13 protein-coding genes are annotated in these 14,100 nt (G+C 50.3%); 9 read left to right on the forward strand and 4 right to left on the reverse strand.

Going from position 1 to position 14,100, the window contains the following annotated elements; all coding sequences use genetic code 11:
- The first annotated feature begins 716 nt into the window (after positions 1 to 716).
- On the forward strand, positions 717 to 902 hold the full coding sequence (locus tag BY447_RS22755) for a DUF2256 domain-containing protein (protein WP_013356527.1): 186 nt from the start codon (positions 717 to 719) through the stop codon (positions 900 to 902).
- Between the two features lie 44 nt (positions 903 to 946).
- Here BY447_RS22755 and BY447_RS22760 read toward each other — a convergent pair whose 3' ends face one another.
- From BY447_RS22760 to BY447_RS22770, 3 genes are all read right to left on the reverse strand, one after another.
- Entirely contained in the window at positions 947 to 1,252 is a 306-nt protein-coding gene (locus BY447_RS22760; RefSeq protein WP_013356528.1) for a hypothetical protein, read from the reverse strand.
- A 110-nt stretch (positions 1,253 to 1,362) separates the two neighbouring features.
- Positions 1,363 to 1,905: a YfaZ family outer membrane protein gene (locus BY447_RS22765; protein ID WP_110332350.1), complete on the reverse strand. Its 543-nt coding sequence runs from the start codon at positions 1,903 to 1,905 to the stop codon at positions 1,363 to 1,365.
- Positions 1,906 to 1,967: 62 nt separating this feature from the next.
- Positions 1,968 to 2,204, reverse strand: a complete 237-nt coding sequence (locus BY447_RS22770; protein ID WP_110332351.1) for a YgdI/YgdR family lipoprotein — start codon at positions 2,202 to 2,204, stop codon at positions 1,968 to 1,970.
- 377 nt (positions 2,205 to 2,581) lie between these two features.
- Between BY447_RS22770 and BY447_RS22775 the strand changes: the two genes are divergently transcribed.
- The 4 genes from BY447_RS22775 to feoB all read left to right on the forward strand — a co-directional run bounded on the left by BY447_RS22775 (position 2,582) and on the right by feoB (position 7,315).
- Positions 2,582 to 3,007 carry a DUF1090 family protein gene (locus BY447_RS22775; RefSeq protein WP_110332352.1) on the forward strand — a complete coding sequence of 142 codons (426 nt, stop codon included), beginning with the start codon at positions 2,582 to 2,584 and terminating at the stop codon, positions 3,005 to 3,007.
- A 661-nt stretch (positions 3,008 to 3,668) separates the two neighbouring features.
- A complete protein-coding gene (locus tag BY447_RS22780) occupies positions 3,669 to 4,049 on the forward strand; it encodes a YgiW/YdeI family stress tolerance OB fold protein (protein WP_110332353.1) in 381 nt (126 codons plus the stop codon).
- A 714-nt stretch (positions 4,050 to 4,763) separates the two neighbouring features.
- A complete protein-coding gene (locus BY447_RS22785; protein ID WP_013356535.1) occupies positions 4,764 to 4,988 on the forward strand; it encodes a FeoA domain-containing protein in 225 nt (74 codons plus the stop codon).
- Positions 4,988 to 7,315: a Fe(2+) transporter permease subunit FeoB gene (gene feoB / locus BY447_RS22790; RefSeq protein ID WP_110332354.1), complete on the forward strand. Its 2,328-nt coding sequence runs from the start codon at positions 4,988 to 4,990 to the stop codon at positions 7,313 to 7,315. Before BY447_RS22785 ends, feoB begins: the two co-directional genes overlap by 1 nt.
- Positions 7,316 to 7,670: 355 nt before the next feature.
- Here feoB and BY447_RS22795 read toward each other — a convergent pair whose 3' ends face one another.
- Positions 7,671 to 8,708, reverse strand: coding sequence for a tyrosine-type recombinase/integrase (locus BY447_RS22795; RefSeq protein WP_110332355.1), 1,038 nt, complete (start codon positions 8,706 to 8,708; stop codon positions 7,671 to 7,673).
- Positions 8,709 to 9,597: 889 nt separating this feature from the next.
- On the opposite strand from BY447_RS22795, the gene BY447_RS22800 reads away from it, so the two are divergent.
- The 4 genes from BY447_RS22800 (at position 9,598) to BY447_RS22815 (ending at position 14,094) form a co-directional block, all read left to right on the forward strand.
- The gene (locus BY447_RS22800) at positions 9,598 to 10,065 is read left to right on the forward strand and encodes an SgcJ/EcaC family oxidoreductase (RefSeq protein WP_110332356.1); all 468 of its coding nucleotides are present in this window, start codon (positions 9,598 to 9,600) and stop codon (positions 10,063 to 10,065) included.
- 271 nt (positions 10,066 to 10,336) lie between these two features.
- Positions 10,337 to 11,548, forward strand: coding sequence for an SfnB family sulfur acquisition oxidoreductase (locus BY447_RS22805; RefSeq protein WP_110332357.1), 1,212 nt, complete (start codon positions 10,337 to 10,339; stop codon positions 11,546 to 11,548).
- A 9-nt stretch (positions 11,549 to 11,557) separates the two neighbouring features.
- Positions 11,558 to 12,748, forward strand: coding sequence for an SfnB family sulfur acquisition oxidoreductase (locus BY447_RS22810; protein WP_110332358.1), 1,191 nt, complete (start codon positions 11,558 to 11,560; stop codon positions 12,746 to 12,748).
- A complete protein-coding gene (locus BY447_RS22815) occupies positions 12,745 to 14,094 on the forward strand; it encodes an LLM class flavin-dependent oxidoreductase (RefSeq protein ID WP_110332359.1) in 1,350 nt (449 codons plus the stop codon). Before BY447_RS22810 ends, BY447_RS22815 begins: the two co-directional genes overlap by 4 nt.
- The last annotated feature ends 6 nt before the right edge of the window (positions 14,095 to 14,100 follow it).

A 14,100-nucleotide genomic window follows, 5' to 3' on the forward strand; every position in this document is an offset into this window, starting at 1 on the left:
TGATAATAGTTTAATTTATTTATACCTCCCTGTTTTTTTTCAGGAACGTAACATAACGCATAGCAGTGCTGCGAAATTGTCTGCCGATTGGTTTAAATATGCGTGAAAAATGCCGTGCACTCACACAGATGGATACGGGTTAAGCAGAATCATCGCCTGCCTGCTGCCATTAAAATGATTATTTACGGTAATATTTACCCTTTGTTCATTCAGCGCCTGCAGCTAATAAGCCCACGACAGGCTGTGGATTCAAGCCTGAATGCCATTTTTCTCCAGGATTATTGATTAAGTCTCATTAAATCAAGCGTTTATTTGCACAATCCCGGCCAGTTTGATAAGTGGTTTGACAACCTCTTCTTTTTTCAAGTCCACCACGTAACGTAAAGATGAACAGAGTAATCAATAACCGGCCTGACCAGTGCGGGTATGAACTGCGCTGGACTGTTGCCTGGTGTAATTAACCCTGTGGATTTTCACTTATGCAGGGTTCATTCTGAGGTTGCAGAGCAACGCAAGTTTAAATAGTTGCTAATGATAAATTTGCACTGTAAATCCGTTCTGGGATTGGGCGGGTAAGGACAGGCATCCGCATTACCTGATCTGAACACCATGCACGTAGCTATCGCAGAGATGGGGAGGAATTACCGCAGGCTAAGCTACACTTGACAACTGATGCGTTTACGTCAGCGCGATGATTACTTCTGCAGAGGTCTGAAGTGTTTAAAGGCAATAAAAAGTCATTACCTGTTCGTTACTGTAAAACCTGTAACAAACCGATGTCATGGCGTAAAAAGTGGGAGAAGTGCTGGAATGAAGTTTTGTATTGCTCAGAGCGTTGCCGGCGTCAGCGTTCTGCGCAGCATAAAGATGATGCAGAAATAAACGCTGAGTGGAACAAGTAAAACTCACAGGAAAAGGCCAGGTTTTGACCTGGCCTCACAGACCGCTATTGCTGAACCTCAATCTGTTGCCAGCCTTTTTTAAACATGCAATCTTTCACCAGTATCTCGCGCTGACTTTCATTGGCGTCACTGGTTGAGTAGTCGGTATCAGTCGTTTTATATTTACTGTCTTTCGAGGTGTATTTACCGCTGACGATATTATCAGGCGGTAAATCCCGCAGCGCCTGAGCCTGACAGGCTGTTTCCGCTATGGTTTCCTGCTGCTCAGATGCATCGGGCTTAACCCATTTGTATTGCACGCATCCGGTCAGACAAAGAGTGAACAACATCAGCATTAGAGGTTTCATCATCTGTTTCTCAGCAATACCCGCCAGCGTTCAGGCAAGTTGTTCAGTAAAGAAGCCAGTCTGATTATCTGAATAGGCTTCCTCACCAGCCAAAAAGAAATTTTTATCTGACATTAAAATGTCAGACCGCCACCGATGTAGGGACCATCGATCAGCGTATGACCCGGACGTCCATCTTTACCGTCGACACCCGCGTAACGGTAGCCCACTTTTAAAACCAGCGGACCTAGAGGTGACCAGCTGATGCCGGCGTTTGCTTCCACAAAATTCTTAACGCTGTTGGTCAGCTGTTCCGGCGCGGAATACCCTTCACCATAAATCGCAAAATCGGCAGGCAGATTGAGTTTCACACCGCCTCCGACAGGAAATGCGACGCCGTTATCCCCTTTTTTGCCACCGATATAAGTCGCTTTCACGCCAGCGGTCAGCATCACAGGACCGATTTCCAGGTTATAACCGGTACCCGCCTGACCAATCTGCACACCATCTGCCGTATTTTTGATCCACTGGCTGTCCAGATAGAGTCCGCCGGATGAACGGCCAATTTCAGCATCCAGTGCAGAGGTGTTTTTACCTTGTTCAGCATTCAGGCCAATGGCCATTGCAGATGAAGAGATACACAGCAGTAAGCCAAGGCTAATTAAGGAAATTTTCATTGCTTATTTCTTCCACATCAGGAGATTTTAGGAAATTAATCAGGATCGTTGCTTAAAAGGATTTACTTTTGCACCATTTCTTTAACATCGCGCTGCTGCAACTGATGTATGTTTCCGTCTGCATCTTTATAGGAGAGCATGCCGGTTTCTTTATCTCTGATGGGTTTACCCTGCGTCGTTATCATGTGGCCGTCATTGGTCGAGATGATATAATTGCCAGAGCAGGCGGAAATGGACATAACTGCAGCCATCATCACGAAAGCATTGGCGAATTTTCTGCCATGTTTGAAAGAGGTCATTTTACTTTCCAGTCGTTGTTCTTTAAGAAGATGCGGCATTATTAGCTGTGTTTGTTAAACGATATGATAACAATCAGGGAGTCCCGCGCCGAATGCGTAAAAAAATGATCTGGATCATTTTCACAGGATACTCAGGGGATTGTTAAAATTTTTCTCGTTATTTGAAAGGTTAAGGCATTAAAAAGCTGTGCTGCAATGCTGGATTTTTAATGATGCCATTTCCGCTGAAGTTATTGAGATTTAAACCGCAATTTAACAACGACTCCCTGATGACGTGATAATTTCATGTTTCAAATTATATGTTGTGGCTTTGGATCGCTTCGCTATAGTAAACCGGCAATATCACTCTGATTAGTCTGTTTTAACAAGGATTTAATATGGCTATGAAAAAAGCAGTTGTTGCTTTATTGTTTATCACGTCACCATTAACAGTATTTGCTGCAACTGATTCCTGCAAAGATCAGCTGGCAGATATTTCAGCAAAAATTGAGGTGGCCAAAAGCCGGGGGAATAGCGCTGAATCAGCACGACTCGATATTGCCCGTGATAAAGTTGAGACCTATTGCACTGATGAACGTCAGGCAAAGCGTGCCTCTCATGAGGTCAGTAAACGCGAGATGAAGGTTAAAAAGGCAGAACTTGAACTTCAGGAAGCTCAGCAGGAGCTGGCTGAAGCCGAAGCGGATGGCCGCAGCGATAAAATCAGGAAAAAGAGTACCAGGGTAGACGAGAAGAAACTGAAGCTTGAATCTGCAAAAATGGAGTTAAAAGAAGCTGAGGCTGATGCTCAGAGACTGAACTAAGATCCGTTAATTATCAGGCTTACGCTGTGAGCCTGAGAAAATTCCATTCATTTCAGCCTGTTTTAGTGGCAGGCTTTTACAACCCCATTCTTTATAAGCGTCGCAATGCGATGCATGGCAATTAACGTCTTAGTATTCTTCTTACGCAGGCAGGTCCTGACGGCATTCACAGCTTCTGTTAACTGTACCTTTGGGTGGAAAGGTTATGAAAAACCGATCAGGTGGTGTACTGCAGTTGCTTTACACCGCCGTCCATGAGGCATAGAAAAACCACTCAAAAGAGTGGTTATAAGTAGTACAAAATACTTCATGAGCAAAGCTGCGATACAGAATAAATTAATACTGGGACATATCTATGCCAGCAAAGGATAGCTGCTAATATGCAGGCGGGCTAAGTAATTTGTGCGGAAGGATGAATGGGTTAATTATAGACATTGTCATATTGCATAAGGTGTTAATTACAGCGAGTTCGTTAAAAGGTTTTTTGATGGCTATTTTTTGAAAGCAACATTAATTTAACTTTGGTTGCCATTTTGATGGTTTTATAGTGTACTCACATTACTGGTGATATTTTCAAAACACGCGCAGACAATAAAGCTTCTTAAGATCCCGTTAAGATCTGCGATGTAAACTATCCTGGAGATTTAACGGAGATAAAAATATGAAAAAGATTATGTTAGCGATGCTATTAGCAGGTATGAGTCTGGGTGTTTCTGCGCAGGAAGGATTTATTAATCCGGCAGGGCAGGGTTCTTCACAGGGTGGTTTTAAAGGCCCGACACCGGGTGTCGCTTCAGTCGCCCAGGCTAAAACACTGCGGGATGATGCATGGGTTGTTCTGGAAGGCAATATCATCAGACAGGTTGGGCATGAGCTTTACGAATTTAAAGATAGTACCGGAACAATTTATGTCGATATCGACGATAAGCGCTGGATGGGACAATCATTGTCACCCGCTGACAAAGTGCGCATTGAAGGCGAAGTCGACAAAGACTGGAACAGCGTTGAAATTGATGTGAAAACTGTTCGTGTCATGAAGTAACCTGTATTTACCACTGATATGGCAGTGACCTGAAGCCGGGTCACTGTCTTTTCTATAATGCACATTCCCAGGCGGATATTCTAAGGTAAGCGATAAATATCTACGGAACCTGCCCGGCAAGATAGCGATGACAAAATCTTCAAGGCTTAACACCGGATTAGACAGTGGATTCACGGCTTAAAAAAGCTGGTGCAGAGTCAGTTCTGGAAAAATGATATATTAGTTACAACACACTTCTATGCTGTCAGCTGAATCGCCGGTTTTCCTGTGAAGTATGCGCGTTTTAGTCAAAACTAACCGAGCTGTTCTGAAAATCCGAGTGCTCATTGGCAAGCCGCCCCGCACGGCCCAAAGGGCCGTAATTGTTGTTTTAGCTTAATTGAATGATGTAACTAAAAAGCTATTCTGTTACGGGCTTTATAAACACCAAAACAGAATGACATCCCTTCTGCTGACCAGCTCGCTTTTCGTCTGAGCTCGTATCGAATGAACACACCGGCAGGCGAGGCGTCAGATGGTGAAAATATTGCTCTCACCTGGGTACAAGACAAAGACGGACTTCTGAACCCTCTCCGGTAATCCACGAGTTAACTGCCTGTTGAGCTGTTGTTGACAATAACAGCGGTTTTCCCCTACCTGTGCGATCCCAGATCAAAAACCGAAACGCTTATCATTTATAAAATGATAGCTTCTTTATCAGAGGCAGAGCGTCGTATGGCAATTAACATGGGTAGCACTTACCGGATTCTTGGTTATCAGCCATCGGTAAATTCCGCCTGGCGGCAGAAATTACTGACAATGGGCATGCTGCCTGGGGCAGTGGTGGAGGTTATTCGCGTGGCACCTATGGGCGATCCGGTTCAGATTCGTACCCGCCGTGTCAGCCTGGCGGTGCGACAGCGTGATCTGGCCGACATCATTCTGGAGGAGATCGTCTGATGAAAAAGATCACCATCGGGTTGATAGGCAATCCCAACACCGGCAAAACCACGCTGTTTAATCAGCTGACCGGTGCCCGCCAGCGGGTCGGTAACTGGGCTGGCGTCACGGTTGAACGTAAAGAGGGCCAGTTCTTCACTGCACAGTCTGACGTCCGGCTCATCGACCTGCCTGGCACTCGCTCGCTGACTACGCTATCCGCTGAAAGCTCGATTGATGAGAGCATCGCCTGTCAGTATCTCTATCAGGATCACGCCGATGTGGTGATTAACGTCGTCGATGCCTCCAGTCTGGAAAGTAATCTGTTCCTGACCTTTCAGCTGCTTGAGCTCGGCGTACCCTGTATTGTCGCCCTGAACATGCAGGATATTGCTGCAAGCCAGAACATCACTATTGATGCCGCAGCGCTGTCAGCCCGCCTGGGATGTCCGGTGGTTTCACTGACCTCAACCAAAGGCGACGGTATCGCTCAGCTAAAAGCACTGATTGACCAGCCGCATATCTATCGCGCTCCGGAAAGGGTGCAATATCCGGCCGCGATTGAAACTGCGATTGAGCTGCTCAGCCTGCAGATGTCCGCGACGCTGGCTCCGCAGAAAAGATACTGGCTGGCATTGCAGTTGCTGGAAGGCGATATCAACAGCCAGAAACTTTGCCCGGAACTGCTTCCATCCCTGCCTGAGATTATGCAGCGGGCGGGTGGCGATACGGGTGTACAGATTGCCGATTATCGCTATCGTGCCATTAACGCGGTCTGCGCAGCCGTCAGTAACATTCATCAGGCCATCCCGGCAAGTCTTACCCGCCAGATTGATAACATTGTGCTGGACCGCTGGCTGGGCATTCCGATATTCCTGGCAGTGATGTATGTGATGTTTGTACTCTCAATTAACATTGGAGCCGCACTTCAGCCACTGTTCGACGGCAGTTCGGTGGCGATATTCATTCATGGCGCACAATGGCTGGGATATGTCTGTCACTTCCCGGCCTGGCTGACGGTTTTTCTGGCGCAGGGTCTCGGCGCCGGCATCAATACCGTGCTGCCAATCATTCCACAGATTGGCCTGATGTTCCTGTTCCTCTCTTTCCTTGAGGATTCAGGTTATATGGCGCGCGCCGCCTTTGTGATGGATCGGCTGATGCAGTCACTGGGCCTGCCGGGAAAATCTTTTGTGCCGCTGATTGTCGGCTTTGGCTGTAATGTGCCGGCGGTGATGGGTACAAGGACGCTGGACACGCCGCGTGAGCGTCTGCTTACAGTACTGATTGCGCCCTTTATGTCCTGCGGCGCGCGGCTGGCAATCTTCGCGGTGTTCGCTGCGGCATTCTTCGATGCTCACAGTTCCAGCCTGGTATTCTCCCTCTATCTGCTGGGCATTGCAGTGGCGATTGCGACCGGACTGGTGCTCAAACATACCCTGCTGGGTGGCGAAGCTTCACCGTTTATCATGGAGTTGCCGGTCTATCACCGGCCTCATCTTAAAAGCCTGCTGCTGCAGACCTGGCAACGGTTGAAAATGTTTGTGGTGCGTGCCGGTCAGGTCATCATCCTGGTAAGTATGCTGATTGGTGTGCTGAGCAGCTTTGCATTCAATGGCCAGCTGGTTGATGACATAAACCACTCTGCGCTGGCGGCGACCAGTAAAGCCATCACGCCTGTGCTTCTGCCAATCGGGGTGACGCAGGATAACTGGCAGGCGACAGTGGGGCTGGTGAGCGGCATTATGGCAAAAGAGGTCGTGGTCGGTACGCTTAACAGCCTTTACACCACGGAGGCGATTCAGAGCAGCGTATTTGATCCGCAGACTTTTAACCTGGCGGATGAATTGAAAGAGGCGCTGACGGAGACCTGGGCGGGCCTGACGGCTGCATTCAGAATTGATGCGCTGGCCCATCCCATCGATGCCAGTAAAGGCGATGGTGAGATGGCATCCGGTTCGATGGGCGTGATGTCAGCCAAGTTTGGCAGCGGCTTTGCCGCTTACAGCTACTTAATCTTTGTCCTGCTCTACGTTCCCTGTGTCTCAGTCATGGGTGCGATCGCGCGCGAGGCCGGGAAAAAATGGATGATGTTCTCATTCTTATGGGGGCTTAATATCGCCTATACCATGGCGACACTCTTTTATCAGACCGTCACGTTTAACGAGCATCCTGCATTCAGTGCAGTCTGCCTGATAAGTGTGCTGGTGCTGAATGGAATCATCCTGCTGACACTGCGTAAAGCGGGAAACAGAGTGCAGGCAATACCGGTTATGCTCACCGAGGAAAATAGGGGTTGTCGCGGCTGCCACGGAAGCTGTGATAAACAGAAAGGCTTCGCGCAGTAACGATAAGCACCGATGCTATCCGTTGCGATGCTGATTTATCAGCGACGCAGCGGATAGTTACGCGATCGTCCTGTTACTGACAGTGATAAAGCAGAAGCATCAGTGAAGGGTGTTAGTTAATCTCGCCTGGCACACCGCGCGTTTCGGCCATTCCTTTTAAACTGGCAGCGGCTGTCTCAGAGACAGACTCGCAGCAGGTGGTATGGCAGCACCAAGAAAGCAATGAAATCAGCCACCTGAACCCGGCACAGACTTACAGCAGCGATAATCCGTACCGGCTTACACACAGGCTGTCCACTTTTTCTGTGGATAACTCTGGCCTGAAAACCGACAAAACTCGCGCTTTATGAAGCCATCAGCCGGGAATATCGGGTTCAGCATATTGTTCCATGAACTCCACCATAGCGCCTTTATGCGCATCCACATGACGGATATAACGCATCAATGTCTCCGGTTTTTTCCATGTGCCTTCCTGCATAATACGGGCGACAGGATAGCCTTTATCAGCCATATCCTGAGCTGCGCCCACCCTGGCACTGTGGCCACTCCAGCCGGTGTAGCGATTTTTATTGGCCTTTACTGCGCTGCCTTTTCCAGCCGTTCGCCAGGCACGATTAAAAATCTGTTCCAGTGCCCGGGTGCTCATCGGTTTTTCTGTAATCAGTACCCGGCCTGAGCGGTGTACGGCATTGAACAGCCAGGCATCAGGCTGACCGGAAAGGCCGGACGCCTCGATCCACTCTTCAAGTCGCCGGGTTGAATGAGCGCTGAGCGCCTTGATCAATCCGCCGGTCTGCACAATCGTTTTTGTCCACGCCACATCCAGAATGATACGGCCATCACCGGCACGCATCACATCACGCACCCGCAACCGTGACAGTTCACTGATACGCAGTAGCGTTGCATAGGCGACATGCAAAAAAGCCAGATCACGAAGCACCTGGAGATTACCAGAACCTGACCACTGTTTATCCAGCACCATCAGGTCTGTCAGCCTGAAGGGCACGGCCTGGCCTGCACGCTCGCCATTCACAACGGCAACCCGGTTAATCTTCTTCATGGTACGGAAAACCAGCGGAGAACCATTCGGCACAGGCAAGCCGGCGTTACGGTGTAACATCGAAATCAACGCTGCATGGGACGTGACGGTCGAAGAAGCCCGTCCGCTTTCAGCCAGAAAAGAGAGATAGTCCCGCAAATCCTCTGCGCTCATCGGCAGAAATGTACGCTGGTTATCTTCTGACCACTGATTGCAGATTCGCATGACGCTAAGCAGCTGTCGCCAGGTATTGGGGGAAAAAGCCTCTTTGTCCTGGACGAACTGTCTGAGCCGTTCGGTGATATCACTGTTCCGGATAACCGTCAGACGGGTTAACGGCACTATCTCACTCATCTTTGCTCGCTTATTAATCAGAAAACGCGATGATCGCGCTACGTGAATTCTGAGAATTCAGCAGGGGGATTACCGGTCAGAATTTACGTAGCGTTGCCATTTTGCAGCCTTACCTTTGCTGCCCATTATCATAACCCGTCAATTTTCCTGTGTCATGACTTCGTATAAGAACAATTATACGAAGTTATAAATCTGTAGCCTTTCTTCAGGATCTTTGCCGACCAGTCTGGCGCAGAATCGTGTGGGGTAGGCTGTCATCCTGACCACGCATTTACCGGTTGCGTTAGCATAAGGACACAGGCTGTGCAGAGCATGAGATTTGAACCAGACGTCTGAATAACCCTTCTCAACTTCAGCTTAATAAAATTACTCACTTAAATAATGGCAATAGTGAATTGAATTGATAAGACGATTTTCAATGGCTCATAAATAATCGAACACGAAGCTCGCCTGAAAATAAACCAGAAAAGATCCAAAATGATATTCACGTTCCGGACGAGCATGACCATTATTTATCATTAGCCTGTAAGTTGAGCAGATTTTCCCACCATTATCTTTATTGTCACGAACTGATAACCCCACATTCCAACTATCAAAAAGTGTTCTGAAAGCATTTGTCAGAATAAAAAACTAAATATCAATATTTTAAAGATTTAAATATCACCCAGCAATGACAAGCCGCTATCCTGCACTCCTGAATATGGGAAGCAGTGACACCCTTTTATCCGCTTTTAATCAAAATAAGACGGACAGTTAATGAACTGACCGAAGCAGATTAATAATGAATAAGATGATATTGGGGTCATTGAGAACTAATCAATTATGCGCATTTTTATGCCGGCGTCTGAAGTAACACCGGCATTCATCAGGGTAAAAAGAGGATTTTTTCATGAAGAAAAGTTTATTATCGCTGTGTCTTTTAGGTTTTTCCTGCGCGCCGGCTATTACACTGGCACAACAGCCGGTTAGCTGTGTCAAAGCGTCTGAACAGGATGTAGCCAGCCTGTTTGATACCTGGAATAATACGCTGGCAACCGGCGATGCGACTAAAGTCTCTGAGTTATATGTCAGCGATGCCGTGCTGCTGCCAACTATTTCAAACCATGTGCGCCTGACAGACCAGGAACGCATTGACTATTTCAAAGACTTCCTGAAAAAAGGTCCGAGCGGTAAAATTGATTCCCGCACTATCCGGATTGGCTGTAATAAAGCGATTGATGCCGGCGTTTATACCTTTACCTTCAAAGATAATACGCACGTCACTGCACGTTATACCTTCACTTACGTCTGGGATGGCAAGGGCTGGAAAATCTCAACCCATCACTCTTCAGCTATGCCAGAGCCAGTGAACAAGTAATATTCTTTCACATTAGTACCGACTTTTTAAAATCAGCCTCTGAATATTTCAGGGGCTGATTTTTATGGTCAAAAAATTTTTTTATTGCCTCAGCCAGAAATAACTGAAAAAGCCAAAGCCATATTATGAATTAGCTTTGCGAATATTGTAATAACCACGCTATTTACTTCGTTCTGACCAACTGCCTATTATCGCTTTCATCGTAAATAAATGTGACGCGCTCAATATCAGCCAATCTGCTTTGACGCCTGTCTCTTTTTCCGGAAGCGCTATGAAAATCATCTCAGATCCTCCCGAGACTTGCCTGGCAGCCGTCATTACCCGATGCGATCAGGCTATTCAGGCTGCCCATTCGCTGGCTGAACAGGCGAAACCTGGTGCCATTGAACGCGATCAGCAACGACTTTACCCCCGCGACCTTCTCGACAGGTTTACCCGGCTCGGACTGGGCAGCATCAGTGTTCCACGCCACTTTGGTGGTGGGGGACTGGATTTTCAGACAGTGGCGGAGGTATTCCGCATCATCTCAGCCAGCGATCCCTCTCTGGGCCAGATTCCGCAAAATCACTTTGGTCTGATTCAGTTCATTCTTGGCGAAGGCAACCCGCAACAACAGACAACATTGCTGCAGGCGGTGGTCAGTGGCAAACGGCTGGGCAATGGGGGCCCCGAGAAGAACACCCGTCATACGCGGGACATTCAGGCACGGCTGGTCAGTGACGGTCCGGAACACCGTCTGACCGGAGAGAAATTCTATTCTACCGGTGCATTGTTCGCAGACATTCTGGTGACCACCGCTCTGCAGGAGAGTGACCAGCCTGCAATGGCTTTTATCCCGCTGCCTGCCAACGGCGTAGAGATTATTGATGACTGGTCAGGCATGGGTCAGCGTACCACGGCCAGCGGCACAGTAAGGCTTGATCGGGTTGCCGTAGATCCTGCATTGCTTATCCCCTTGCCGCCAGAAGAAAAACCGACCCTGCGCGGGGCTGTCTCGCAACTGATTCAGGCGGCGATCGATGCCGGTATCGCTCAGGGCGCGCTGGACGATGCGCTGGAGTTTGTCCGCAGCAGCTCACGCCCCTGGGTGGACGCAGGCGTGGAGCGCAACGCTGACGATCCCTACATCCTTGCTGACATCGGTCGTATCAGTACTGAACTGAGCGCCGCAAATGCCCTACTGCGCCGGGCCGCAAAGGTGCTTGATTCACTCGATCAGCAGGCACTGACAGCGGAAAACAGCGCAGCCGCCTCTATTGCCGTAGCGGAAGCCAAAGTGCTGACCACTGACATCGCGCTGCGTGCCAGTGAAAAACTGTTGGAGTGGGGCGGCAGTCGCGCCACGCTCCTGCAGCATGGGCTGGATCGCCACTGGCGCAATGCGCGCACTCACACGCTGCACGACCCGGTGCGCTGGAAAACACACGCTATCGGCAATTACTACCTCAATGCGATCTACCCCGCGCGTCATGCATGGATTTAAGGAGAAAGAATGAGTCAGGTTCAGCCCAAACAGCACGCTTCCCCTATTCGCAGCGAGCAGCATGCGCTGGAAGTGGCTGCGCAACTGGCGCAGCAGTTCCGTGAGGGGGCCGCAGCGCGAGATCGTGAACGTGGACTGCCGCATTCCCCTCTGCAGACCCTGTTTCAATCAGGATTAGGGGGGATTACCGTGCCGCAGGCGTACGGAGGCATTGCCGTATCAACCGCCACACTCGTCTCTGTGATCACGCTGATTAGCGAAGCTGATGCAGCGATTGGTCAGGTTCCGCAAAATCACTACTACGCGCTGGAAGTGCTGCGCGTTAACGGCAGTGAATCACAAAAACAAAGGTTGTATCGGGAAGTCCTGACAGGCGTGCATCTGGGCAATGCGCTGGCAGAGTTCTCCTCCCGTGCCGCACATCAGCGGACCACGCAGATTCGGTGCAATATTCTCAACGGCAGCAAGTTCTACGCTACCGGTGCGCTGTTTGCTGACCGCATTCCCACGGCTGCGCGCGATGAAGAGGATAAAGAGCAACTGGTATTTGTGCCACGTCATCAGGCGGGTGTGACCGTTATTGATGACTGGAGCGGGTTTGGTCAGCGCACCACAGGCAGCGGCAGCGTCCTCTTCGAAAACGTCACGGTGGATGCTGCAGATGTGGTGCCGTTTCAGACAGCATTTGAGCGGCCGACGACCGTCGGCCCTTTTGCGCAGATTATGCACGCCGCTATCGATCAGGGAATTGCACGCGCCGCATTTAACGACATGCTCGATTTTCTGCGCCAGCGTGCCCGACCCTGGCCCGACAGCGGGGTAACGCGTGCCACTGATGACCCCTTAACGCTCGATCGCACCGGACGTCTGGCGGCGCGACTGAGCGCCGGTGACGCCCTGTTAGCCGAGGCAGGGGCAGCCATCGACGCCGCGCAACAGCAGTCTGACGCCGCGACGGTGGCGCTGGCCTCGGTGGAGGTGGCCAGAGCGCGTGCCTGGACCACAGAAGTCTCACTGGAAGCGGCTAATTTGCTGTTTGAACTGGGCGGTTCACGCGCCAGCCTGCGTGAATATAACCTTGATCGCCACTGGCGTAACGCGCGCACCCATACCCTGCACGATCCGGTACGCTGGAAATATCCCGCGATAGGGAATTACCTGCTCAATGGCGTGCTGCCACCGCGCCGGGGCACGCTATGACTCAGAAACAGGTTCTGCTCAACGCGTTTAACATGAATTGTGTCGGCCATATTCATCACGGTATGTGGACGCATCCTGAAGACCGTTCAACCGAGTTCAATACGCTGGCCTACTGGACTGATCTGGCACGCCTGCTGGAACGCGGACTGTTCGATGGACTCTTTATTGCGGATATTCTGGGCGTCTATGACGTTTATCAGCAGGGTATTACGCTAACGGCACGCGAGTCGATTCAGTTACCGGTCAACGATCCGCTGATGCTGGTTTCGGCTATGGCGGGCGTCACGCAGCATCTTGGCTTCGCCGTGACCGCGAATCTCAGTTATGAAGCACCGTTTCCTTTTGCCCGCCGTCTTTCCACACTCGACCATCTGACTCAGGGACGGATAGGCTGGAACATCGTCACCGGCTACCTGGACAGCGCCGCCCGTGCCATGGGAAACAAACAGCTGCTGGCACACGATGAGCGCTATGCACAGGCAGATGAGTTTCTCGATGTCAGTTATCAGCTTTGGGAAGGAAGCTGGCAGGATGATGCGCTGGTTGTCGATCGTCCGAATCGTCTTTACGCAGACGCCACGAAAATTCATCCGGTCAGGCATCAGGGTGAATTTTATCAGGTTGAAGGCTATCACCTCAGCAGCCCGTCACCCCAGCGTACGCCGTTACTGTTTCAGGCCGGCACCTCTGCACGCGGGATTCAGTTTGCTGCGCGTCATGCCGAATGCACTTTTGTTAACGCAGCGACACCCGCAGCGATGCGCCAACAGGCTAAGCGGCTGCGACAGGCCGCAGTTGAAGCAGGTCGACGTGCAGATGATTTGCGCATCTTCATGGGTGTCGGCGTCATCGTCGCCCCGACAGAGCGTGAAGCACAGGAGAAACACCGCAGTTATCTTGAATATGCCAGCCCGGAAGCGGGGATTGCCCATTTCTCCAGTTCTATTGGTCTCGACCTGGCCGCCTTTGAGCTTGACGAACCCGTTATCAGCGGGGAGACCCGGGCTATCGAATCGGTCAGTAAAGCCTACAGCGGCTGGACCCGTCGTCGCCTGCTGGAGCAGCATGCGATGGGCAGTCGCTATCCACTCATAATTGGAAATCCCGCGCAGGTCGCGGACGCGCTGCTGCACTGGATGGATGAAGGCGACATTGACGGCTTTAATCTGACCCGCATTCTGAACCCGCAGAGCTACCGCGACTTTATCGATTTAGTTGTACCTGAACTCCAGCAGCGCGGGCGCTATAAAACGGCTTATCAGCCCGGTTCACTACGCCACAAAATTTTCCAGCAGGATCGCCTGCCCGAACGTCATCCGGCGGCTCGCTGGCGTCATCCCGCCTGACCTCAT

Source organism: Pantoea sp. JKS000250, assembly GCF_003201065.1.
Taxonomy (GTDB): Bacteria; Pseudomonadota; Gammaproteobacteria; order Enterobacterales; family Enterobacteriaceae; genus Pantoea; species Pantoea vagans.

What these genes read in the sequence shown, in the direction of transcription:
- BY447_RS22760 (WP_013356528.1), bottom strand. Translation starts at nt 1,252, where the DNA reads ATGATGAAACCTCTAATGCTGATGTTGTTCACTCTTTGTCTGACCGGA.
- BY447_RS22765 (WP_110332350.1), bottom strand. Translation starts at nt 1,905, where the DNA reads ATGAAAATTTCCTTAATTAGCCTTGGCTTACTGCTGTGTATCTCTTCA.
- BY447_RS22770 (WP_110332351.1), bottom strand. Translation starts at nt 2,204, where the DNA reads ATGACCTCTTTCAAACATGGCAGAAAATTCGCCAATGCTTTCGTGATG.
- BY447_RS22775 (WP_110332352.1), top strand. Translation starts at nt 2,582, where the DNA reads ATGGCTATGAAAAAAGCAGTTGTTGCTTTATTGTTTATCACGTCACCA.
- BY447_RS22780 (WP_110332353.1), top strand. Translation starts at nt 3,669, where the DNA reads ATGAAAAAGATTATGTTAGCGATGCTATTAGCAGGTATGAGTCTGGGT.
- BY447_RS22785 (WP_013356535.1), top strand. Translation starts at nt 4,764, where the DNA reads ATGGCAATTAACATGGGTAGCACTTACCGGATTCTTGGTTATCAGCCA.
- feoB (WP_110332354.1), top strand. Translation starts at nt 4,988, where the DNA reads ATGAAAAAGATCACCATCGGGTTGATAGGCAATCCCAACACCGGCAAA.
- BY447_RS22795 (WP_110332355.1), bottom strand. Translation starts at nt 8,708, where the DNA reads ATGAGTGAGATAGTGCCGTTAACCCGTCTGACGGTTATCCGGAACAGT.
- BY447_RS22800 (WP_110332356.1), top strand. Translation starts at nt 9,598, where the DNA reads ATGAAGAAAAGTTTATTATCGCTGTGTCTTTTAGGTTTTTCCTGCGCG.
- BY447_RS22805 (WP_110332357.1), top strand. Translation starts at nt 10,337, where the DNA reads ATGAAAATCATCTCAGATCCTCCCGAGACTTGCCTGGCAGCCGTCATT.
- BY447_RS22810 (WP_110332358.1), top strand. Translation starts at nt 11,558, where the DNA reads ATGAGTCAGGTTCAGCCCAAACAGCACGCTTCCCCTATTCGCAGCGAG.
- BY447_RS22815 (WP_110332359.1), top strand. Translation starts at nt 12,745, where the DNA reads ATGACTCAGAAACAGGTTCTGCTCAACGCGTTTAACATGAATTGTGTC.